Annotated in this window: 9 protein-coding genes; all 9 read right to left on the bottom strand. The window is 66.4% G+C overall.

The genetic code is table 11. The annotated features are described in order from the left end of the window. Positions 1–43: 43 nt before the first annotated feature. Positions 44–1,132, bottom strand: a complete 1,089-nt coding sequence (gene rpfG, locus IEQ11_RS11340; protein ID WP_046656519.1) for a cyclic di-GMP phosphodiesterase response regulator RpfG — start codon at positions 1,130–1,132, stop codon at positions 44–46. Between the two features lie 258 nt (positions 1,133–1,390). Beyond that, positions 1,391–2,899 (bottom strand): lysine--tRNA ligase, encoded by a 1,509-nt coding sequence (gene lysS / locus IEQ11_RS11335; protein WP_191823262.1) that lies wholly within the window; start codon positions 2,897–2,899, stop codon positions 1,391–1,393. 677 nt (positions 2,900–3,576) lie between these two features. Next, positions 3,577–4,705 (bottom strand): peptide chain release factor 2 gene (prfB, locus tag IEQ11_RS11330; RefSeq protein ID WP_096414411.1). Its coding sequence is split into 2 segments (ribosomal slippage): positions 3,577–4,629 and positions 4,631–4,705, totalling 1,128 coding nucleotides; the frame shifts between segments, so codons are not numbered across the junction. 229 nt (positions 4,706–4,934) lie between these two features. After that, positions 4,935–7,886: a VIT domain-containing protein gene (locus tag IEQ11_RS11325; RefSeq protein ID WP_247024799.1), complete on the bottom strand. Its 2,952-nt coding sequence runs from the start codon at positions 7,884–7,886 to the stop codon at positions 4,935–4,937. A 487-nt stretch (positions 7,887–8,373) separates the two neighbouring features. Next, a complete protein-coding gene (locus IEQ11_RS11320; protein WP_191823261.1) occupies positions 8,374–11,046 on the bottom strand; it encodes a beta-mannosidase in 2,673 nt (890 codons plus the stop codon). A gap of 578 nt (positions 11,047–11,624) precedes the next feature. Continuing rightward, positions 11,625–14,492, bottom strand: a complete 2,868-nt coding sequence (locus IEQ11_RS11315) for a TonB-dependent receptor plug domain-containing protein (protein ID WP_191823410.1) — start codon at positions 14,490–14,492, stop codon at positions 11,625–11,627. A 134-nt stretch (positions 14,493–14,626) separates the two neighbouring features. Next, complete coding sequence (locus tag IEQ11_RS11310; RefSeq protein WP_191823411.1) at positions 14,627–17,044, bottom strand: family 20 glycosylhydrolase; 2,418 nt, start codon at positions 17,042–17,044, stop codon at positions 14,627–14,629. Between the two features lie 234 nt (positions 17,045–17,278). Beyond that, complete coding sequence (locus tag IEQ11_RS11305; RefSeq protein ID WP_191823424.1) at positions 17,279–19,720, bottom strand: GH92 family glycosyl hydrolase; 2,442 nt, start codon at positions 19,718–19,720, stop codon at positions 17,279–17,281. Between the two features lie 115 nt (positions 19,721–19,835). Further along, a complete protein-coding gene (locus tag IEQ11_RS11300; protein ID WP_096414406.1) occupies positions 19,836–22,766 on the bottom strand; it encodes a TonB-dependent receptor plug domain-containing protein in 2,931 nt (976 codons plus the stop codon). Between the last annotated feature and the right edge of the window lie 219 nt (positions 22,767–22,985).

Genomic DNA, 22,985 nt, shown 5'->3' with positions numbered 1-22,985 from the left:
TCGAAAGGCGCTGCTTGAACAAGCGTCAGACGGCATCCATCGGCTACTCCAAGCCGGGGCGGGTCGAACTCGTCGAATAGCGTTGGCAGATTTCGTCGAGTCGGGCGCGGCTGCGAATCAGCGCGTCCACGCATCGCGGGTCGAACAAGCGCCCGCGTTGGGCGTACATGTACCCCAGGGCGGCGTCCACGTCCCAGGCTTTCTTGTACGGACGCGGCGAAATAAGCGCGTCGAACACGTCCGCGACCGCCACGATCCGCGCTTCCAGCGGAATTTCGTCCCCGACCAGCCCGTCCGGGTAGCCGCTGCCGTCGTAGCGCTCGTGGTGGCGCAAAGCGATCAGGGCGCCGGCCTGGATGAAACGGTTCTGGCTGCCGCTGAGCAGTTCGTAGCCGATCTTGGGATGGCGGCGCATGATCGCCGTCTCCTCCTCGGTCAGCGGGCCGGGCTTCATCAGCACCGCGTCGGGGATGGCGATCTTGCCGATGTCGTGCAGCGGCGCGGCCATCTCGATGACCCGGATCTCGTCCTCGAACATGCCCAGCTGCTCGGCGATCAGCCCGGCGATGTGGGCCATGCGCTCCAGGTAGGCGCTGGTGCCGGCGTCGCGGAACTCGATCGCGCGCGCCAGCCTTGAGAGGGTCTCGCGTTCGCGCTCCTCGACCTCGTGCATGCTCGACAGCAGCCGCTGCTCCAGCGACAGCGCGCGTTGCTTGACGTTCTCGGACTGCTGGCGCAGCTGCAGCAGGTTGCGGCAACGCGCGCGCAGTTCGCGCGGGCGCACCGGCTTGACCAGGAAATCGATCACCCCGGCTTCGAGCGCGGCCTGGCGCACGGGTTCGTCGCCGACCACGGTGACCAGGATGATCGGGATGTCGCGGTGCATCGGCAGGCGGCGGAAACGCCGCGCGAACTCCAGGCCGTCGATGCCGGGCATGCGGTAATCGAGCAGCAGCAGATCGGGCTGATGGCTTTCGCACCAGGCCAGCGCGGCTTCGGGCTCGCCGAAATCGTGCACCGACAGCTCGGACGCGATGTCCTCGATGATGTGGCGCAGCATCGTCCGCGCGGATGTCTGGTCATCGACGATAACGACGTTCACACCGATACCCGTAGTGAGGCCACCCCCTATGGCGACCGGCCTGCGAGCATACTCCGCCGCAATGCCTGTGACAGCCGCCGAAAGTCCCGACCGGTCATGCCTGAGTCGGGATGCGTATGAGCCAGACGCGCAATTGCGCGCAGCTCGTCACGGTTTACACGTAAACATATAACGAAAACGGCCAGCGCGAGCTGGCCGGCGTACAGGTTAACCCACGTTGATGCGCGCCGCTCTGGCGTCCGCGCGGCCCAGGCGATCGGGCCGCGTCGTCTGGCGCGGGCGTTGCACTCAGGCTTCCGGGCGCATGTACGGGAACAGCAGCACGTCGCGGATCGAGGACGAGCCGGTCAGCAGCATCACCAGCCGGTCGATGCCGATGCCCAGGCCGCCGGTGGGCGGCAAGCCGACCTCGAGCGCGCGGATGTAATCGGCGTCGAAATGCATCGCCTCGTCGTCGCCGCCGTCCTTCTGCTCGACCTGGGCCAGGAACCGCGCGGCCTGGTCTTCGGGATCGTTGAGCTCGGAGAAGCCGTTGGCCAGTTCCTTGCCGCCGACGAACAGCTCGAAGCGGTCGGTCAGCTCCGGATCGTTGTCGTTGGCGCGCGCCAGCGGGCTCACCTCGACCGGATGGTCGGTGATGAAGGTCGGCTGGATCAGGGTGTGTTCGACGGTCTTTTCGAAGATTTCCAGCAGCAGCTTGCCCCAGCCGTAGGACGGCTTGACCGCGACCTTCAGGCGCGCGCCGTGGGCGCGCATGGCGTCCAGGTTGCGCAGGTCCTCACGCTTGATCTCCGGGTTGTGCTCGAGCACGGCCTCGGTCATCGACCAGCGGCGGAAGCCCGGCCCCAGGTCGATCGCGTTGCCGTCCCACTCGACCTGGGTCTTGCCGAGCACTTCCTGCGCGGCGTGGCGGATCACCGATTCGGTCAGGTCCATGATCTCGGTGTAGGTGGCGTAGGCCTCGTACAGCTCGAGCATGGTGAATTCGGGGTTGTGCCGGGTCGACACGCCCTCGTTGCGGAAGTTGCGGTTGATCTCGTAGACGCGCTCCAGGCCGCCGACCACCAGGCGCTTGAGGTACAGCTCCGGCGCGACGCGCAGGTACAACTCCAAGTCGAGCGCGTTGTGGTGGGTGACGAAGGGCTTGGCCGCGGCGCCGCCGGGGATGTAATGCATCATCGGCGTTTCCACTTCCAGGAAGCGCCGGGTGTCGAGCCAGGCGCGCATCGCGCGGATGATCTTGGAGCGCTTGACGAACACGTCGCGCGCGTCGGGCGAGACGATCAGGTCGACATAGCGCTGGCGGTAGCGCTGTTCGACGTCGGTCAGGCCGAACCAACTGCTAGGAAGCGGACGCAGCGACTTGGTCAGCAGGCGCAGCGAATCGGCCTTGATCGACAGTTCGCCGGTCTTGGTTCGGGTCAGCGGGCCCTCGGCGCCAACAATATCGCCCAGATCCCAGCCCTTGAATGCGTCGTAAGCCGCGCCAAGCACATTGGCTTGCAGGAATAACTGGATGCGGCCGGATTCGTCCTGGATCTGCACGAAGCTGGCCTTGCCCATCACCCGCTTGGCAACGATCCGGCCGGCGACAACGGCGCGTCGGGCCTCGGCGTCCAGCGATTCCTGGTTCCAGTGCTCGGCGTCGGCATACTGCGCCTGCAGGTCGCCGGTGTAGTCGCCGCGGCGGAAGTCGTTCGGGAACGCGATGCCCTCCCCGCGCAAGGCCTTGAGTTTGGCGCGACGCTCCGCGATCAGATGGTTCTCGTCGATGGGCGGAAGGTTGTCGTCGGTCATGGTCTTGGGGTCTGGCCGGGGCTTGAGAAAGCGTGAGGAAGGAAGATTACTGAAGTCGCACGGTGCGCGCTTGCGCGGGCGGGTGGCGGTGGTGCGGAAACTGGGACGGATGCGGTGGTCAAGCGGTCGGGCGATTGCGGTGATGGGTTCGCTCAGGCCGCGCGGGTTGTTCGGGGCTTCGCCAGCCAAGCCGGTTCATGCCACTGCAGCGCGATGAGAGCCGCTGGGCGGCGCGGTCCTGCTGGCTGGCGCTTTCTCCTGCTGACCGCCGCGGTGCTGCTGGGCGGGTTGTCGTGCTGATCGGCCTTTCGAACACATCGCGCGCCCTGCCTGCCCGTGATCCCTGCGAAGGCGGGGATCCAGGGCTTCACCGCGGCAAGACTCTGAAGTCTCTGGATCCCCGCCTTCGCGGGGATGACGACTTGAGAGGGCGCGGCGAACCGGTGGGTGCAGAACTCGTGGCCCGAACCGTTCGTGCCGCGAGCGATGCGGCGAATCGCTCAATGCCCATACCGGTTCCTGCTGCGAGCCCGGCGTGCTGTGAACCCATGTGCTGTGAACCCGATGAGCCGCGAAGCCGATGCACCGCGAGCCCGATCAGAGCCGGTGGGAATCACCCCGCCGCGGACACGGCGCCGAAGACGCCGCGACCGCCCCACCACCCGAACCGACGCGGCTTACACCGCGTCGTTGCGTTTCGAACCCGCTTCCAGGCCCGATTTGAGGCTGGCCTCGACGAATTCGTCCAGGTCGCCGTCGAGCACCTTCTGGGTGTCGCTGCGTTCGATGCCGGTGCGCAGATCCTTGATCCGGCTCTGGTCGAGCACGTAGTTGCGGATCTGGCTGCCCCAGCCGATGTCGGACTTGGTCGCCTCGACCGCGTCGCGCTCGGCGTTGCGCTTCTGGATTTCCAGCTCGTACAACTTCGCCGCGAGCATCTTCATCGCGCGGTCGCGGTTGGCGTGCTGGCTGCGCTCGGTCTGGCAGGCCACCACGATCCCGCTGGGCACGTGGGTGATGCGCACCGCCGACTCGGTCTTGTTGACGTGCTGGCCGCCGGCGCCCGAGGAGCGGTAGACGTCGGTCTTCAGGTCGGCCGGGTTGATGTCGATGACGATCTTGTCGTCGACTTCCGGCGACACGAACACCGAGGTGAAACTGGTGTGGCGGCGGTTGTCGGAGTCGAACGGCGACTTGCGCACCAGGCGATGCACGCCGGTCTCGGTCTTGAGCCAGCCGTAAGCGAAATCGCCCTCGACCCGGAACGTGGCCGATTTGATGCCCGCGACGTCGCCGCCGCTGACTTCCATCAGCTCGGCCTTCCAGCCGCGCGATTCGGCCCAGCGCAGGTACATGCGCAGCAGGATTTCCGCCCAGTCCTGGGCCTCGGTGCCGCCGGCGCCGGCCTGGATGTCGACGAAGGCCGAAGCCGAGTCCATCTGCCCGGAGAACATCCGGCGGAATTCGAGTTTCTCGACTTCCTTGGCGTAGCGTTCGACGTCCTCGACCACGGCCAGCGCGGTGGACTCGTCGTCCTCCATCTCGGCCAGTTCGAGCAGTTCCAGACCGCCCAGCAGGCCCTCGGTGAGGGTACGGATGCCGTTGACGACCTTTTCCAGCGCGGCGCGCTCGCGGCCCAGGCCCTGGGCGCGCTCGGAGTCGTTCCACACATCCGGGCTTTCCAGCTCGCGGTTTACTTCTTCGAGACGTTCGACCTTGGCGTCGTAGTCAAAGATACCCCCTGAGCGAATCCAGCCGGCCCTTGAGGTCGGCGATGCGCTGGCGGACGGGATTGAGTTCGATCATGTCCGGTGCTTGCTATGCGGAAGAACCGCTAATTCTAGCAGCCGCGACCGGCTCGCGTAGCCGCCCTACCCCCATGGCCTACCTGTAGGAGCGGCGCAAGCCGCGACCGCGAACCCCGCGGGCCCGCGCAGGCTTGCCATGGCGATCGACCGCCACGGCAAGCCCAAGCCGGTGCCGGGGTCTGCCGTGGCGCGGTCGCGGCTCGCGCCGCTCCTACCGGGGGCGGTCGTTACTTGACCTCGAACTCGCCCACCAGCACCACTTCCTTCTGGTCCTTGAGCCGCAGGGTCACCCGCTGGTCGTTCTGGCGCTGACCGCCGAAGCCGGTGCTCAGCCACAGGCTCAGCGTGGTCGCGCCGGTCACCAGTTGCTGGCGGTCGCCGTAGAAATTGGCCTCGACCTTGTACTTGCCGGGCTTGGCCTTGCGCAGCGAGAACTCCTCCGGGCCGTAGCCGCCGGTGAAATCGTTGGTGATGCGCCCGCCCTGGTAGGTCAGCTTGTGGCTGTAGAAGCACTTTTCGCCGTTCGGGTCGGTCACCCACAGGTCCATGTCGGAATTGTCGCTGTCCCAGCTCAGCACCACGCGCAGGTCCAACGGCAGGTTGCGGCTCAGGCGCGGATCGATGCGGCGCGTGTCGACCTGGCCCGGGTGCGCGGCGGCGATGGCATTGAGCTCGGCCAGGGCGATTTCCTCGATCCCCGGGAAGCGCTGGTCCCAGTCGCGCAAGGCCACTTCGTACAGGCTGTCGACCGCCTGCTGGTACTGCCCGTTCGCGGCATAGGCCAGGCCCAGGTCGCGGAAGCTCTGCGGCTCTTCCTCGGCCAGGCGCAGCACCTGCTGCAACACCGGCACCGCCAGCGCGGGCTGGCCGGCCTGCATCAGCCGATAGCCGAGCACGCGCAGGATGTGGCGGTTCTCCAGATCCATCTCGGCCAGATTCGACAGCACCCGCAAGGCCAGATCGCGCTCGCCCTTTTCGCTGAGCACATCGGCGACGTCTAGATAGAACGCGGTACTGCCGGCATTGGAATCGCGCTCGTCCAGGTAGATGGCATAGACCTGGTCGGCGCTGGCCTGGCGCAGGCGGCGCGCGTACGGCGAATCGGGCTGCCACGGTTGCAGGTTGATGCTGGCGCGAGTGCTGGAGCTTGCGCCACCGTCAGCCTCGACTTTGGCGAGGTCTTCATCGCTGACCCGCGAGCCGGTGACGGTGATGAGCTCCAGCGCTCCCGCGGCCGCATCCGCCGCGATCGGCGCGGCCTCGGCGGCCATCGGCGCGGGCGGCGGAGGCGGCGCCATCGTCATCGCCGGGGCGGACGCACGCTGCGAAAGTTCCTCGCGCGATCGCCGGGCGAGACTGAGCTTGAGATCCTCGGCCGGCTTGGGCGGCGCGTTCTTGGGCCAGTCGCGCTGCCACCAATCCAGGCGCTGCTGGTACATCTCGGCCACCCGGTCCAGGTTGGCCTTGCGCGCGCCATCGAGTTCGGCGGCCTGCCGGGTCTTGAGACGATTGAATTCGTCGAGCCGGTCCGGCGGAGCGATGTCGTAGCGCACGTAGTCGGCGATATCGTCGAGCACGATCAGCGAGGTCTCGGCGGTGACGATGCCGAAGCGCTGGCCCAGGCGCGCGATCGCGGCGCGGTTGAGGTCGGGATCGGCCTGCAGCGCGGCGATCGAATAACGCGCCCACAGCCCGGCCGGAAAGCCGCTCGCATCGCTGCCGGCATCGATCGCCACGGTCTGTTCGCGCTCGCCGCGGCCATCGCGCAGACGCAGGGTCAGCTGCGCCTTCGCGTCGCTCAGCCGGCCGGCGATCCGCAGCAGTCCGCCATCGGCGAACGGCGAATCGGCGACCACCTCGCTCGCGCCCAGCGCGCTCACGCCGAGCAACTGCGGCCCCTCGTTGAGCAAGGCGTCGGCGGCGCGATCGAGTTCGCCGGCGCGCTGCCAGCTGATCAGGCGGCCGCCATTGGCCTGCGCCAGAGCGCTCAGTCGCGCGCCATCGCCGCTGGCGCCGGCCGAGTTCAGCGCATACAGACGCTGCCGCGGCAGCAGTTTCGGGAAACTCCGCTTGCCGTAATTGAACAGCCCATCGCTGACCACGAGGTACTCCTCGATCCCGGCCTGCGCTTCCCAACCGCCCGGATCGGTGGCGCCGTCGTACACCGTGCTTTGCAATTCGCGCCGCAACGCCGACCAGTCGCCGCCGCTGACCGCGAAATTGCGCGCCGGTTCGGCGCGATCGCGCAAACGGATCAGGCTGACCTGCACCGTGCCTGAGGCGCGGAAGTAACGATCAAGCAAGGCCAGTTCGCTGGCGTTGTCGCGCTTGCGGCCCGAGGCCGAGCTGTCCCACAGCAGGCCGATCGACTTCGGCAACGCGCGCGCCTGACGGGCGCCTTCCACCGGCACTTCGGCGAGGAAATAGCGCTCGCCCGCGACATCCTGGGTGTAGGCGCGCGCCGTGGCCGAGGCCGGGATGCTCAGGCTCAGGGCGTTGCCGACCGGCGGCTGGTTCAAGCTGACGGTGTAACGGCCACCGCGCGAACTGATCTGCACGCCGCTGGCCAAGCCCTCGACCTTGGGTTTCTGCGCGGCGCGGATCGCCAGATCGAAATGCCGCGCCTGCGCCGCGAACGCCAGCGGCAATTCGTACTTCCATTCGCCGTCGTGACGGCTCAGCGACTCGCTCAGTTCCAGCCGCACCCGGCGCGTGCCCTGGGCGGGAATCGGATAGATCCGCAGCTTGAACTGATTGCCGGCGGTCTGTTCCAGCAGCGCCGGATCGACGCCGCGGCGTTCGATGGTCTCGAACACCTGCCGGCCCTTGGCCTTGGGCACCGGCACCGCCGGGCGCAACGCGCCGTCGATGTCGAGCGCGAATCCGGCGACCTGCTGGCCGTCGCGCAGCGGGAATTGCAGCTCGCCTTCGAGCACGCGCGCGTTGGGGTTGCGGAACACCAGTTCGATCGAGGTGCGCGCCAGTCCGCCGGCGACTTCGCCGTCGACCCGGGCCGACTCGAGTTCGATCGGCTTTGCCGCGTCGCGCACGATCAGCAGCGGCGGCAGCCGCGGCGCGGTGATCGGGCCATGGACCTGGGCCTGCGCGAGCGCGACCAGACCCAGCGGCAGACTGAGCAGCACACCGGCGAATGCGGCGAGCGAGAACGGTGATTTCACCGGGGACCTCTTCCTTGTGAGTGCGGGCTGAGACTCTCAACGCGCCGGGGCGCGAAAAGGGTTGAGCGGGCTTCCTTGCGGGGGCGGATGCCGCAGTGGGCAGATTGGTGGAGTGGCCTGGGGCTTGCAAGCTTGGGCTTGGGTTGTGGGCTCGGGGCGTAAGAGCAAATCCCCCTGCCCCCCCTTTTTTAAAGGGGGGGGGGGGAACTTCGTTGTGGGGGAATTGGACCGGTGGGGACGCGGGCTCCCAAGCACCGCAACGAAGCGCGTCCCCTCGTTCCCTCAGAACAAGCGCGCCAATTCGCCCCCTTTAAAAAAGGGGGCCAGCGCCCGACGCAACATCGAGGTCAAGGCAGAACTATCCAGCGCGGGGGATTTGCTCTCGCCCGCAACGCCACATCATCTTCAAGCAGCCCGATCGCGCCGCCATCGATCAAAGCAAGACGCAGCCACCAGACTGCGCCTCAAGAAACCCCAAGCGCTCGCCTCACGGCCGATACAACGACCGCACATTCAACGCCCGCCGCAGACTGGCCAGATCCGCCTTCGATCGCACCGCGATCTCCACCGTCTCTCCCGGCAGCAAGGTCAAGGCATTGTCGTCCAGGCTCACATCCTGATCGCCGAAATCGACCCACACCGCGCGCGCCAGCGCATCGGCATGCACGCTCAGACGATAACCATCGCCCTCGCGACGCAGCTCGGTACGCAGCTTCGGATCCTGCCACGCCAGGGTCCGCGCCTCCCCGAAATACACCGCGCGCCGCGCCACCGGACGGCCGTCGACGATCAGATCGAACACCGCCGCGGTGCGACGCGGGTCGGCGTCGCCGAGCAGTTGCGCGTCGGTCCATTCGCCGATCCGGGTCGAAGCCAGCGCGGCCAGACTCGCCGGCTTGCGTTCGTCGCGATGCACGCGGCCGTCGAAATCGATCACCCGCAGGCGCCATTCGCCCTGCACCGCGGTGGTCTTGTCGTTCAACAGGCTCAACTCGGTGCGGCCGCCATCGCGACCCGGCCTGCGCAGCGGCGCGATCGTCAACGGCGCGAAGAAGCGCTTGGCGTGGAAATGCAGTGGCTTCCAGCGGCCGAAGTAATCCAGGCTGGACCACGACGCGCCCGGCCAGACATCGTTCAATTGCCAATACAGCGAGCCCATGGTGCGCGGCCGCGAGGCGCGATGATGCAGCGCCGCCAGTTCGATGCCTTCGGCCTGCACCTGCTGGCTGAGGTAGACGAAATCGGCGAAGTCGCGCGGCTCGCCGTACTCGCCGCGGATGTATTTGAGCAACCGCGTATTGCCGTCGCCGGCGAGGAATTTCTGATGCGCGCGGATCACCGGCGCATCGATGCCCTGCTCCTGAGGCTTGGCGAACGCGGCGATGGTGCGCAGCGACGGCCAACCCTGCAGGCCGTACTCGGACATGAAACGCGGGGTTTCGTCGAGATACGCGGTCGCCGGCAGCGCCGGGCCGCCCCACACGTCCCAGTAATGCTTGTCGCCGTTGTTGGAATCGTTGGCCTTTTCGGCCAGATCGTTGCTCGGCGAACTCGACCAGTACGGCACGCCCGCGCCGTGTTCGGCCACGACCGCGCGCAGGTCCTTGCCGAACAGCGCGACATAGCCGTCCCACACCGTCTGCGCGAACTTGGGATCGGCCTCGATCAGTTTCTTGCCGTGGCCCCAATCCTTCCACGCGGTTTCTTCTTCGTTGTTGCCGCACCACAGCACGATGCTGGGATGGTTGCGCAGGCGGCGCACGTTATCGCGCGCCTCTTCGACCACGTTGGCGCGGAACGTCGCGTCGTACCCCGGCGGCATGCCGCCGCCGAACATGAAGTCCTGCCAGACCATCAGGCCCAGCTCGTCGGTCAGTTCGAAGAAATCGTCGGATTCGTAATAACCGCCGCCCCAATTACGGATCATGTTCATGTTGGCGTCGCGCGCCGATTGCAGGTCGCGGCGCAGCCGCTCGCGGGTGACCCGCGCCGGAAACGCATCGAACGGAATCGCATTGGCGCCCTTGGCGAACACCTCGATGCCGTTGACCACGAAGGCGAAGCCCTGCCCGTTCGCGTCCTTGTCGCGGCGCAGCTGGATGCTGCGCAGGCCGGTGCGGCGCTGGGCGACGGCCTGTACGCCGTCGCCGTCGCGCACCGTGGCCTTGAACGAGTACAGCGCCTGCTCGCCGTAGCCGACCGGATACCACAGATGCGGGCGTTCGATGCTCAACGGGATCGACACCAGATTGCGACCGCGCTTGAGCTGGGCCGGCTGACTCAGCGTTTCGGCGCGACCGTCGGGACCGGCGTATTCGATCTCGACCGTCGCCGCCGCGGCGCTGGCGCTGTGGATCTCCAGTTCGACCGCCGTATCGGCGCGTTGCTGGCTGATCGTCTTGGGCTGCACATGCAGATCGGCCACGCGCAGGCGATCCCAACTCTCCAGCCGCACGCCGCGCCAGATGCCGGCGGTGACATAGCGCGGGCCCCAGTCCCAACCGTAGTGATAACCGGGTTTGCGCACGAAATTGGCGGTCATCGCATCGCGCGGCTCGTCGCCGTAGGGCGACGGATAGTTGCCGGCGATCTTATTGCGCATCGCCTGCACCTGCGGCAGCAGGCGCCGGATCGGCGAGTCGAACACCACCCGCAATTCGTTGCCGCGCTCGCGCAGCTTGCCGTCGACCGGCACGCGCCAGGTGCGGAAACTGTTGTCGGCCTTGAGCAGGTCGACGCCGTTGAGCTGCACGCTGGCGAAGGTGTCCAGGCCGTCGAACACCAGCTCGACGTGCTTGCGCGCCAGGGTCTCGCGGTCCACGTCGAAGCGGCTGCGGTATTCCCATTGCGACAGGCCGATCCATTGCAGCTGCGCTTCGCGCGCGCCGACGTAAGGATCCTCGATCAGCTTCGCCGCCAGCAGATCGGTGTGGACATGACCGGGCACCTGGGCCGGATGCCAGTCGGTCGCCGGCTTTTGCTTTGCTGCCTGCGGATCGCCCGGCACCAGCCGGAATTGCCAGTTTTGATGCAAGAGCTGCGAATGCAGCGGCGCGGCCTGCGCCCCGTAGGCCGCCAGCGCGGCGATCAGCATCAACGCGATCGCGGCCAGGCTGCGCAGGCGCGAGACGGAATCGGATGAGGATCGGGCGATGGGCATGCGGGTACCGTGAGAGTGGATGTTGCGGGTTGCGCGGTGATTACGGGTTGCACGGTCGTTGACGATTCGTTGTCGCGGCTTGCGCCGCTCCTACATGGCCTACCTGTAGGAGCGGCGCAAGCCGCGACAACGCCATAACGACAACGACGAAAATTTCGACAAACTAGGAAACCAACAACACGAAGTACTCAAGAACCGGCGCCCAACCGCGCGCTACCTGAGCAAACCAAAAAAGCGGGAGCGCGATCCCCGCGCCCCCTCTCCGAGATTCGGAAAACCCCGCAAGCGCATTGCAACGCGCTCGCGGGGGTAACACCGCCTTGCCCGGGAGGTCCGCGCCGCGACCGCCGCATGCGCGTGGAGGGAGCGCATGCGACGACCGCGGCCCGGGGCTTGCCGCCGATCAAACGGGCCCGGGCGGCCCGCTCGCTCGATACGAAGAAGTCGCCGCGATCGATCCCATCCGATCGATCGCGGCGGTTCGATCCAACCTGTTCGATCCACCCAGGCCGATCGAACCACACGGCGCGATCGAACCATCGGGCCCAATCGAACCATTGCCTCAATCAAACCATTGCTCAATCGAACTTGTAGACGAACTCCGCCGAGATTTCACGCCCCACTCGCGAGAACACCCGCTCGTTGGCGTAGGCGAAGAACTTCTTGTACGGGTCCTTGTAATCGGCCTCGTCGAACAGGTTGTCGATGTACAGGTTGACCCGGGCCTGTTCGGTCAGCTGGTAACCCGCGCTCAGGTTGAAATACACCGGCGCCTTGAGCTTGCCGACCCTGTGGCAGGTGGTGTCGGTCTGGCCCGGCAGGATCGGCGCGCACTCGTTGTAGCTGTCGCCGTTGACGTGGCCGATGCGGTTGGCGAACAAGGTCGCGTTCCACGGGCCGCGGCTCCAGCTGGCGCTGGCGCGGGCGAAGGTGCGCACTTCCTTGTCGCGGTTCTCCTGCATCGGCGAACCCGGATCGCGCTGTTCGTTGTTCTTGAGCTGGTTGGTGTAGTTGAACTGGAAGCTGAAATCGCCGAAGCGGGTCGCCGGAATCTTGTAGCGCGCGGTCAGATCGACGCCGGCCACTTCGCGGTAGGCGATGTTGATCGGGCCGCTGAACACCGACACCACCTGCCCCAACGGATAATTCGGATCGGCCACGCCGAAGGAATTGGTGCCCGGCGCGCTGCGGGTAACGCGCGAAACGATATCGGCGCAGGTCGACGAACCCGGAGTGACCTGCATGCGGTCGCTGGCGCGGCGCGTGCGGCCGTTGCGGCACTGGCTTTCCAGATCGAGGATGTCGGCGATGTCGAAATCGCGGACCTGGTTGTCGATGGTCATGCGCCAGTAGTCGGCGCTAAACGACAGGTTGTCGCTCGCGTCCCACACCAGACCGGCGCTCCACGACTTGCCGGTTTCGCTGTCGAGCTTGAGGTTGCCGGTGCGGGCGATGTTGTGGCGGTAGTACAAGGCCTGCGAACCGCAATCCGGGCCGAGCCCGCGGTTGACGCAGGTGCTCACGTCGGTGTCTTCCTGGGTGCCGGTGCCGCTGGTGGCGAACAGGTAATGCATGTCCGGCGCGCGGAAGGTGGTGTTGTACGCGCCGCGCAGCAGCAGGCTTTCGATCGGACGCCACTCGATGCCGGCGTTCCAGGTGAAATTGCTTTCCTCGCGCGCGTCGTCGTCGTAACGGTCGAAGCGGCCGGCCGTGGTCAGGTCCAGGGTCTTGAACACCGGCAGCTTGAACTCGACGCCCACCGCGTAGCGCTTGCGTTCGCCGCCGCCCTGGTTGGTGCCGCCGGGCTGGTCGTAGAGCTTGTTCGCACCGAAGGTCAGCGGATCGGGGTTGAGGCGATAGCCCTGCGAACCGGCTTCGATCACGCCGGCGAAACCGACCGCGCCGGCCGGCAGTTCGAACAGATCGCCGGTGACCGCGAACTGAGCCTGGTTCATCCACGACTCGGCGCTGCTCTTGCCGCGCGTGGTGAGCTGACGGAAGGTGTCCGGCGACATCGGCGACCAGAACTTGTTCTGATCCAGCGCGTACACCGGCAAACCGTTATTGGTGCCCAGTTGCGGCCCGAGGAAATAGTTGTCGACCGCGCCCTGCAGCATGCCCGGGAAGCTGAAGTCGACCTTGTACTCGGTGCGTCCGACCGTCGCGTCCCAGTTGAAGCGTTCGCCGAAGCGGCCGCGCAGGCCCGCGGCGAGATCCCAGGAACGTTCGCTGGTGTTGAACAGGAACGGATCGCGGCTGCCGGCTTCGGGCACGGTGAAGGCGCGACGCGCCTGATAGCTGCGGCCGGTGTTCTGATCGTAGAACGCACCGCCGCGGTTGAGTTCGAAGCGCAGCGCTTCGTCCTGGCGCGACTCGCCGTCGCTGTCCCACAGCGACGCGCTGACCCAGGCCTGCATGCCGTTGTCGAAGTCGTAAGTGAAATTGCCGAAGCCCGAGCGATTGTCCGAACCGTTGCGCAGGCTCCACAGCGAATTGCCGCGCGACTGCGAGCAGCTGTAGCCGGGGAACTCGGGCGCGTTGCCGTCGTTGCCGAGGAAGTTGTGCAGCGGCAGATCCTGGAAGCGGTCGCAGGCGCCGGCCGGCGGGGTGACTCGGCGCTTGGCGGCGGTGTCGATCAGCTCAACGCCCCACACCCACGGCCAGGGATCGTTGACCAGCGGTTTGACCGTGGCGGCCGGCTCCAGATCGGAGGCGAGGAAGCCGCGCTGGCCGGCGAAGATGGTTTCGCGACCGCTCAACTGCACGCCGTAAGTCGCGCTCCACTTCTCGCCGGTGCGGCCGCCGGTCCACGACAGGTCGTAGGAGTCGCCGCCGCCGCGGGTGGTGGTGCCGCCCTTGATCCGAACTTCGTCGCCGTTGAAGTTCTTCTTCATGATGATGTTGATCACGCCGGCCATCGCGTCGGAGCCGTAGATCGCCGAGCCGCCGCTGGCCAGCACTTCGATCCGCTCCACCGCCGACATCGGGATGTTGTTGAAGTTGGCGAAGTTGCCGCGGCCCTCGTACGGCAAGGGGTAGTCGGCGACGCGGCGGCCGTCGATCAGCAGCAAGGTGCGGCCGGGGCCGAGGTTGCGCAGGTTCAGCGGGCTGGCGTTGGGCGTGGGGCCCTTGTTGACGTCGGCCTGGACGGAGCCCGTGACTTCGGTCAGCGAGCTCAGCGCCTCGTACACGTTGGCGAAGCCTTCGCGCTTGATCTGCTCGGTGGTGATCACCGTGACCGGCGCGGGGCCTTCGATTTCGGCGCGCTTGATGCGCGAACCGGTGACGGTGATCTTGTCGATCGCCTTGACCTCGCCGCTCGCGGCGGGCGCCGCGTCCTGCGCTTGCGCGGCGAACGGCAGATACAAGGCGGCGAGCATCGCCGCGGTCAATGCGTCGCGCCGGACCCGTTGCCGGCGGCTGGAATGCGTGTGTTGTTGGTTCACCTGTGACCCCTCCCGATCGCGGCCGAACCCTCGGCCAAGGTTGCTTTTGTGGTTATTGATTTGGATCGATCTAAACTACGACATAAAAAAAATACCGCCCACTCCTTCCGATTTGCGCTCGCGCGCGAGCGCGTTCAATGCACCGCCCCGCGCAGATCGAGTTCCCGCAGCGCCTGCCCTGGCGCCGCCGATTGCACGCGCAGGTTCAATCCGCCTTCGCGCTGATACCAAGCCACCCGCAGACGATGCCAACCGCGCCGCAGCGGCACCGAGGCCTGCATGGTCTGGTCGTAACTGTCGTTGCGGATCAACGGCTCGCCGTCGAGGTACAGCGCCGAACGGTCGTCGCCCTGGATCGCGAAGCGATACACGCCGTCGGCCGGGACTTCGACATAGCCCTCGTACTGCAGGCCGAAGCGGCGGCTGCGGCCGAAGCGGTCGACCGCGAAGTCGGTGGCCGCGCCGCGTTGCTGCGGCGTGGCCGCCCGTTCGAATTCGTCCAGGCTCGAATACAGGCCGTCGTACAGGCGATAACTCAGTCCCATGCTCGCGCGTTTCGGTTTCGCGGTCGCCGGCCGATAGCTGCGATAACGCACGCTGGCGCTGTGCACCCCACTACGGCGACCGTTTTCGAGCACGGTGATCGTGCGCAGGCTGCGGCTGCCGTCGAGCGGCACCTCGAGTTCGATCGGGCCTTGGTAGACCGGCGAGCGCTCGTCGGGCTCGCTGCCGTCGACGGTGTAGTGGATGCTCGCGCCGGGTGCGGAGGCCGTCAGTATGTAGCGATGGGTGTAATGCGCGGGCTCGCCGTTTTCCTGCACCTGCACGACATCGTCCAGACCGAGCGGCTTGGAAATCCGATAACCGACCTGTTCGCGATCCAGATGCGGCAACTGCGCGCGCAGGCGATGCTGGAAATCGGCGTAGTCGCGATCGGCCTGCGGCGTCCACGCGACCTCGGCCAGCGCGAGCATGCGCGGAACCACCATGTACTCGACCATCGCTGGGGTCTTGAGGTATTCGCTCCAGACATTGCCCTGCACGCCCAGCACATGCCGCGCCTGCGCCGCATCGAGCACCTGGGGCACCGGGTCGTAGGCGTAGACCTTGTCCAGGCTCAGTTCGCCGCCGAGGTTCCACTGCTCGTGCTCGGCCGGGCCCTGGCCGTAATCGAAATAGCAGCACTGGGTCGGGGTCATGATCACGTCGTGGCCCTGCTGCGCGGCCGCGATCCCGCCGGCTTCGCCGCGCCAGGACATCACCGTCGCATCGGCGGCGAGGCCGCCTTCGAGGATTTCGTCCCAGCCGATGATGCGTTTGCCGCGCGAATGCAAGAACTTCTCCATGCGCTGGATGAAATAGCTCTGCAGCTCGTGCTCGTCCTTCAGCCCCTCGCGGCGCATCACCGCCTGCGCGACCTCGCTGCTCTTCCAGCGCGTCTTCGGCGCTTCGTCGCCGCCGACGTGCAGGTAGGGCGCGGGGAACAGCGCGACCACTTCGTCGAGCACGTTCTCCAGGAACTTGAAGGTTGCCTCCGACGGGCAATAGATGTCGTCGTACACGCCCCAATTGGTGCCGACCTCGAACGGCCCGGGCGTGCAGGCCAGTTCGGGATACGCGGACAAGGCGGCGAGCGAATGCCCCGGCATCTCGATTTCCGGGATCACCATGATGTGGCGGGCGCGCGCATACGCGACCACGTCGCGTACTTGGTCCTGGGTGTAGAAGCCGCCGTAGGGCTTGCCGTCGCCGACGTAGGGATCGATGTTGCGGCCGAGCACGGTTTCCTTGCGCTTGGAACCGACGCTGGTGAGCTTGGGATAGCGCTTGATCTCGATGCGCCAGCCCTGGTCCTCGGTCAGGTGCCAATGGAAGGTGTTGAGCTTGTAGCGCGCCATCAGGTCGAGATAGCGCTTGATGAAATCGACCGGGTACAGATGACGGCCGACATCCAGGTGCATGCCGCGATAGACGAAGCGTGGCTGGTCGTCGATGCTGAGCGCCGGCACCCGCAACGCGCGTTCGCCGGATGTCGCCGGCAGCAGCTGGCGCAAGGTCTGGTAACCGTAGAACAGGCCCGCCGGCGATCCGGCGAGGCGAATGCCGTTGGCGGTGACATCCAGCGTGTAGCGTTCGTTCGCCTTCGCATTGGCGCCGGCCGCGACCGGCTCGGCGACGAATTGCACGTAGCCGCTGGGATCGACCTGATGCTTACGCGCGCGCGGCGCGCCGCTGCGCAGGTTCAGTTCCAGGCCCTGGACGCGGGCGAGTTCATCGCGGAACAGCGCGGCGACCGCGCGCGCCTCGGCGTTGTTGGCGTAGAGCGTGGTGCTGGCGTCGAGAACGAATTCGCCGTCGGCGCGGTGGACTTGGGCGGGGCGTGGCACCAGCTCGGGCGTGCTCGCTGCTTGCGTTGCACCGGTGGAGGCTTGCGCACCGGCGACGTCGCCAGCGGCATGAGCCAGCGGCGCGAAACCGATCGCCGCGCCGACCAGGCCGGTTACGGCCAGTCGCAGCTTCGAAAGTCGCAGCTTCGCCAGAGTGATTTTCATCGGTTGTCCGAAGCGTTCGCGCTCGGAAAGCCGCGCCACTTCCTGCCGTCATTCCCGCGAACGCGGGCTCCGCTTTTACTCGGCGTCAGCCGAGCATCCAGTGTCTTTGACGCGATCTGCACGAAAGTCGCTGGATTCCCGCGTTCGCGGGAATGACGACCTGGGAGATTCGACGCTATCGGCAAGATAGTTACGCTAGTGGTTGCGGTTGTGGTCGCCGTCATGGTCATCGCCTCACTGCACCGACGCACACGCCGACACCGGCAGACTCGCCGCCTGCGTACCCCACCCACCCACCGCCGGCTTCTTGTCCAGCGCGAAATGCAAACGCCCGCCATCGCGCAAGGCCGACCAATCCAGCCAGACCTTGTCCTGCGCCTTGCCGTCGAAACTCACGCCCTGCACGTACTGCAGCGCGCGCCCATCCGCGCCCGGCGCTTCGATGATCAAGGTCTTGCCCTGCCCCAGGTCCAATTCGACCTTCTCGAACCGCGGCGTGTGCAGCAGCAATTCGCCGCTGCCCGGCACCGCCGGGTACAGGCCGATCGCACTGAACAGATACCAGGCCGACATCGTGCCCAGATCGTCGTTGCCGGTCACGCCGTTGGGCGCGTTGGTGAACAAGGCCTGGGCCGAACGCAGCACGGTCGCGGTCTTCCACGGCTGGCCGATCAGCGTGTACATCCACGGGCTGTGCAGATCGGGTTCGTTATTGGGGTTGTAGCGGTACTGGTTGTAATAGCTGTACGGCCCGACCACCCACTGCTTGCGCGCCGCGTTGAGCGGATCGGCGACCAGCGCGTCGTAAGCGAAGAACGCATCCAGGCGCTTGCCGGTCTGTTCCGCGCCGCCCATCGCCGCGACCACGCCGGGCACGTCCTGTTGGGTCAGCCACTGGTATTGCCAGGCCGTGCCTTCGTGGAAGCCGTGATGCGAACGCGGGCTGTAGCGGCCGTCGGTTTCCGAATAGAAGCCGCCGTCGTCCAGGCGCGGACGCGGAAAGCCCTTGAAACCCAGCTCGGCGTCGACGGCGTCGCTGTCCCAGACCTTGCGCCAGTTGCCGCCGCGCGCGCGCAAGGTCGCCGCGTCGTCCTTGTGGCCCAGCGCCTGCGCCATCTGCGACAGCGAGCAATCGGCCAGCGCGTATTCGAGCGTCGACGAGCCGCCGTGATGCGGGTCCACGTCCATGCTCTTGGCCGGGAACGCGCGGTCGTACTGGACGAAACCGTTCTTCAGATAACTCGGATTGCCGGCGCGGCCCTGGCTGCGCACCAAGGCCGGCGGCGTGCCGTACGCATTCTCGCGCAAGGCCGCATACGCCGACTGCTCGCGGCCTTCGAGCGCGCCGAAACGCCACAGATCGACCAGGAACGGCGTGACCGGGTCGCCGGTCATCACGTTGCTGTCGAAATTCGCATAGCCCCAGCGCGGCAGCCAACCGTTCTGCTCGTGGATCTTCAGCACCGAGTTCGCGATGTCGCGCGCGCGCTGCGGACGCAGCATCGCCAGCAACTGGTTCTGCGAACGGTAGGTGTCCCACAGCGAGAAATACTCGTAATAGGTCCAGCCCTCGGCTTTGTGGATCTGGGTGTCGTAGCCGCGATAACGGCCGTCGCTGTCGCTGCCGGTCAACGGCTGCAGCAGCGAGTGGTACAGCGCGGTGTAGAACACGGTGCGGTCGTCGCCGCTGCCGCCGGTGACGCGCACCGAATCGAGTTCCTTGCGCCAAACCGCCTGCGCCTGCTTGCGCATCGCATCGAAGCTCAGCGCCTTGCCGTTCTTCATCGCCTCGTCGCGCAGATTACGCCGCGCGCCTTCGGCGTCGACGTGCGAGATCGCGCTGATCGCCGTGACCGCGCGCCCCTTGGCGGTATCGAAAGTGAACCACGCGCCGTGCGGCCGCGTGTCGCCCTGCATGCTGTTGCTGCCGCCGGGATGGCCGCCGGTTTCGTCCCAGGTACCGTGGCTCGCGAACGGCCGGTCGAATTCCATGCGGTACCAGGTCGTGTACTGCTGGCCTCCGCAGAAACTCTTGGTGGTGATGCTGCCTTCGACCGCGCGATCGCCGATCACCTGGACCGTGCTGCCGATCACCATATGCCGCTCGTTGGCCTGGCCGGTGTTGACCAGGATCGTGCCCTGCTTCGCTCCGGCGGGGAACGTGTAGCGCTCGGCCGCCGCGCGCGTCAGCGCGGTCGCTTCGGCCTCGATGTCGCCGCCGGCTTCGCCGGTCAGACGCACCTTGTAATAGCCCGCCTCGCCGACTTCGCCGTCGTGGCTGTAGCTCGATGCATAGTTTTTCTGGTCGAAGGACTTGAACTCCTTCGTGTCGAAACGCTTGCCCGGCCCGATTTCGCCGGTGGTCGGCAACACCGACAACTGGCCGCCCTGCTCCCAGCAACCGGCGCCGGACAGGAAGGAATGGCCGAAGCCGCGGATCTTCGGATCGTCGTAGCGCCAGCCGGTGTAGTGATCGCCGATCGGGCTGACCTGGATCAGGCCGAACGGCGCCGATGCGCCGGGAAAGGTGTTGCCGTCGTCCTTGCTGCCGATGAAGGTGTTGACCTCGCGCACCGGATCGCGCGCGGGCGTGACGGCCTGCGCGCTCGCCGCGGCCAGGGCCACGGTGAGCGCGAACGTCAACGCCGCGCCGAGCGGCCGCGCGCGCGCGCCCATCACCGAAACCAAGTCATGCCTGCGCCGTGCCGGATTGCGAGTCATCGTTGCCTTTGCCCTGCCAGTGAGAGGAGAAAGCCCGCTGCGATGGCAAGCATCGCAGCGGGCGGATCGATCAATTGAAGTCGAGCACGTACTCGATCGCGACTTCGCGGCCGACCGGGCTGAAGATGCGGTCGGCGATGAAGGCGAAGTCCTTCTTGTACGGGTCCTTGTCTTCGTTGACTTCGTCGAACACGTTGCTGACGTAGACGTTGACCTTGGCCTTGTCGGTGATCTGATAGCCCGCGCTCAGGTTCCAGGTGATCGCAGGTCCCACGCGGCCGTAGTACTTACCGGTCTTCTGGCCGAAGGTCGGGCTGGCGGCGTCGTTGTCCACGCAATCGTCCGAGCTGGGCACGTAGCCGTCGGCGAATTCGCGGCAGCCGCCGAAACGCACGCTCGGCACGCTGCCGACGCGGTCGGCGTAGACGGTCGCATTCCACTTGTCGCGCTGCCAGTTGACGCTGCCGCGGAACTTGCTGCGCGGTTCGTCGGTGCGCTTGTCTTCCATCTCGGCGCTGCCGTCGCTCTGGGTTTCCAGCTTGAGCAGGTTGGTGTAGTTCAGGCCGACGCTGAAATCGCCCCAGCGCGCGGTGCTGAAACGGTATTTGAGCGAGGCATCGATGCCCTCGACGTTGCGCGCGGCGCGATTGATCGGACCGGTGCGGATCTCGGTGACCGGGCCGAGCAAGGGACCGGCGCCATCGGGATCGGCGCCGCGGGTGACGCGGCTGAGCTGCAGCTTGCAGCGATCCGAGCTGGGCGGGCTGACCCGGCGTTCGCCGGTCGGCGTCTTGCCGGTCAGGCAGTAGGCCTCGTCGAGCAGCACGTCGTCGGCGCCGATGTCGTCGATCTCGTCTTCCAGTTCGATCCGCCAGTAGTCGGTCGACACCGACAGACCCTCGGCGATGTCCCAGACGAAACCGGCGGTCCACGAATTGCCGGTTTCGTACTTCAGGTTCGGCGTGCCCTGACGCGAAATCTCCGCGTCCTCGACCTTGAAGCCCGAATCCCAGGTGCAATTGCCCTGTTGGCCGGCGCGCAGGCAGTTGAGGTAATCGGTCTGGTCCGACACCGAGGTGCTCGGCGTGGCGTAGACGAAATGCATGTCCGGCGCGCGGAAACTGGTCGCGTAGGTGCCGCGCACCAGCAGATTGCTGAAAGGCCGCCATTCCAGGCCGGCGTTGTAGGTGCTGGCCGCATCCCCGGAAACCGCGTCGTACTTGTCGTAACGACCGGCCACCGAAGCGGTCAACGACTTCAACAACGGAATCTTGAACTCGACGCCGGCCGCGTAGTGATTACGCGAGCCCGAGCCCAGATCGATGTTGGCGGTCTGCTCGTACCGGCGATCGTCGCCGAGCGTGTTCGCGTCCGGCGCGAGGCGATAGCCCTGCTTGGCCGCTTCGAGCTGGCCGGCGAAACCGATCGGACCGGCCCAGCCTTCGAACAGATCGCCGCTGACGATGAAGTTGGCCGAGGTCAGCCACGATTCGGCGCGGTTCTTGCCACGGGTGGTGATCGAGGCGTAATCCTGCGGCGAGATCGGGTTCCACAAGCGGCCCTGGTCGACCCGGTCGCGATTGGCGCCGAGGAAGAACCGGTCGGCCTCGGCGGTCAGCACCGCCGGGAATTTTTCGTCGACGCGGTATTCGGCGCGGCCGATGCTGAAATCCCAGTCGAAGCGATCGCCGAACTTGCCGCGCAGGCCGGCCGACGCGTCCCAGGACAACTCATCGGAATGGGTGTAGCCGTTTTCGGCGCCGCCGATTTCCTGCGGCGTGAAGTAACGCACCAGGTCCAGATTGGCGCCGACGCCCCGATCGAAATAGCTGCCGCTGGAACTCCAGGCCGGCATGAAGGTCATGTTGGTGCCGCGCGAGCTCCACACGCCCAGGGTCGCCCAGCCCTGCATGCCGTTTTCGAAATCGTAATTGGCGTACAGATAGCCGGAACGGTCCTCGCTGCCGTTGCGCAAGGTCCAGTGCTGGAACACCGCGCTCTGCCCGCACTGCCAGCCGGTGTTGTTGATGGTGTTGCTGTTGCGGTTGTAGGTGCGGCGGTTCTGCAGGAAGAACTCGCCGCCGAACTGGTCGCAGGCGCCCGGCGGCGGCGCCAGGCGCATGCCGGTGTCGGTGTTGAGCATGCGGATGCCGGTCGACGGCAGGATGCCGGTGGTGCGGTCCTGCGGATTGAGCGAACGCGGCGGCGCATCGAAATCCGAATCCATGAACGGACGCTCGCCCGCCGGCAACGCTTCGCGCTTGAAATACTGCAGCGCGTAAGTCACCGACCAGTTGTCGCCGCTGCGGCCGCCGGCCCAAGACAGGTCCATCGCGTCGCGGCCGCCGCGGGTCGAGGTGCCGCCGCGGATCTTGACCTGATCGCCCTGGAATTCCTTCTTGAGAATGACGTTGATCACACCGGCGACCGCGTCGGAGCCGTAGATCGCCGAAGCGCCGCTGGCCAGCACTTCGATCCGCTCGACGATCGCGGTCGGGATGTTGTTGAAGTTCGCGAAGTTGCTCTTGCCCTGGTACGGCAGCGGGTAATCGACCACGCGGCGGCCGTTGATCAGCAGCAGGCTGCGGCCCGGGCCCATGTTGCGCAGGTTGAGCGGGCTGGCGTTGACCGTGTGTTGGCCCCAGGCGATATCGGATTCGACCGTGCCCATCGCTTCGGTCAGCGTGGTCAGCGCGTCGTAGACGGTGTTGAAGCCTTCTTTCTCGATCTGCGCGGCGGTGATGGTGAATACCGGCGCCGGGCCTTCGATTTCGGCGCGCTTGATCCGCGAACCGGTGACGGTGACTTTGTCGATCTCGGTCGGCTTGCGCGCATTGCCGGCCTGATCGGACGACGGCGCCGGCTCAGCCTGGGATTGCTCGGCGAGGGATCGATCGGCGGACGGATCGGGCTGCGCATCGGCGGCCCGCGCATGCGGCGCGAACAGGACCGACAGCAAGGCGCAGGTCAGCGCGCTGCGTCGCACAGTGGAATGGCTCATCTTGGCGGTGCTCCCCTTTTAAAAATTGACTGCGAGCGACCTGTCCCTGGCCCCGAATAGCTTTTAACTCGATCTAAGTTGTGACGCCCGGACCGCGATCATGAGCGGCCCTGGCACATCCAATCCCCAAATTGGATCGATCTAAATTAACCACAGAGGGGTGGCCGATGCATGACGCGGCGCAGCAATGATCCTGTGCTATGCGGCAGGCCCGAGCCG

This window comes from Lysobacter capsici, from assembly GCF_014779555.2.
Lineage (GTDB): Bacteria > Pseudomonadota > Gammaproteobacteria > Xanthomonadales > Xanthomonadaceae > Lysobacter > Lysobacter capsici.
This window is presented reverse-complemented; position numbering and strand designations above follow the sequence as displayed.

Excerpts from the sequence above, each read along its gene's own strand:
- lysS (WP_191823262.1), bottom strand. The coding sequence starts at position 2,899 with ATGACCGACGACAACCTTCCGCCCATCGACGAGAACCATCTGATCGCG.
- IEQ11_RS11320 (WP_191823261.1), bottom strand. The coding sequence starts at position 11,046 with ATGCCCATCGCCCGATCCTCATCCGATTCCGTCTCGCGCCTGCGCAGC.
- IEQ11_RS11305 (WP_191823424.1), bottom strand. The coding sequence starts at position 19,720 with ATGGGCGCGCGCGCGCGGCCGCTCGGCGCGGCGTTGACGTTCGCGCTC.
- IEQ11_RS11300 (WP_096414406.1), bottom strand. The coding sequence starts at position 22,766 with ATGAGCCATTCCACTGTGCGACGCAGCGCGCTGACCTGCGCCTTGCTG.
- IEQ11_RS11310 (WP_191823411.1), bottom strand. The coding sequence starts at position 17,044 with ATGAAAATCACTCTGGCGAAGCTGCGACTTTCGAAGCTGCGACTGGCC.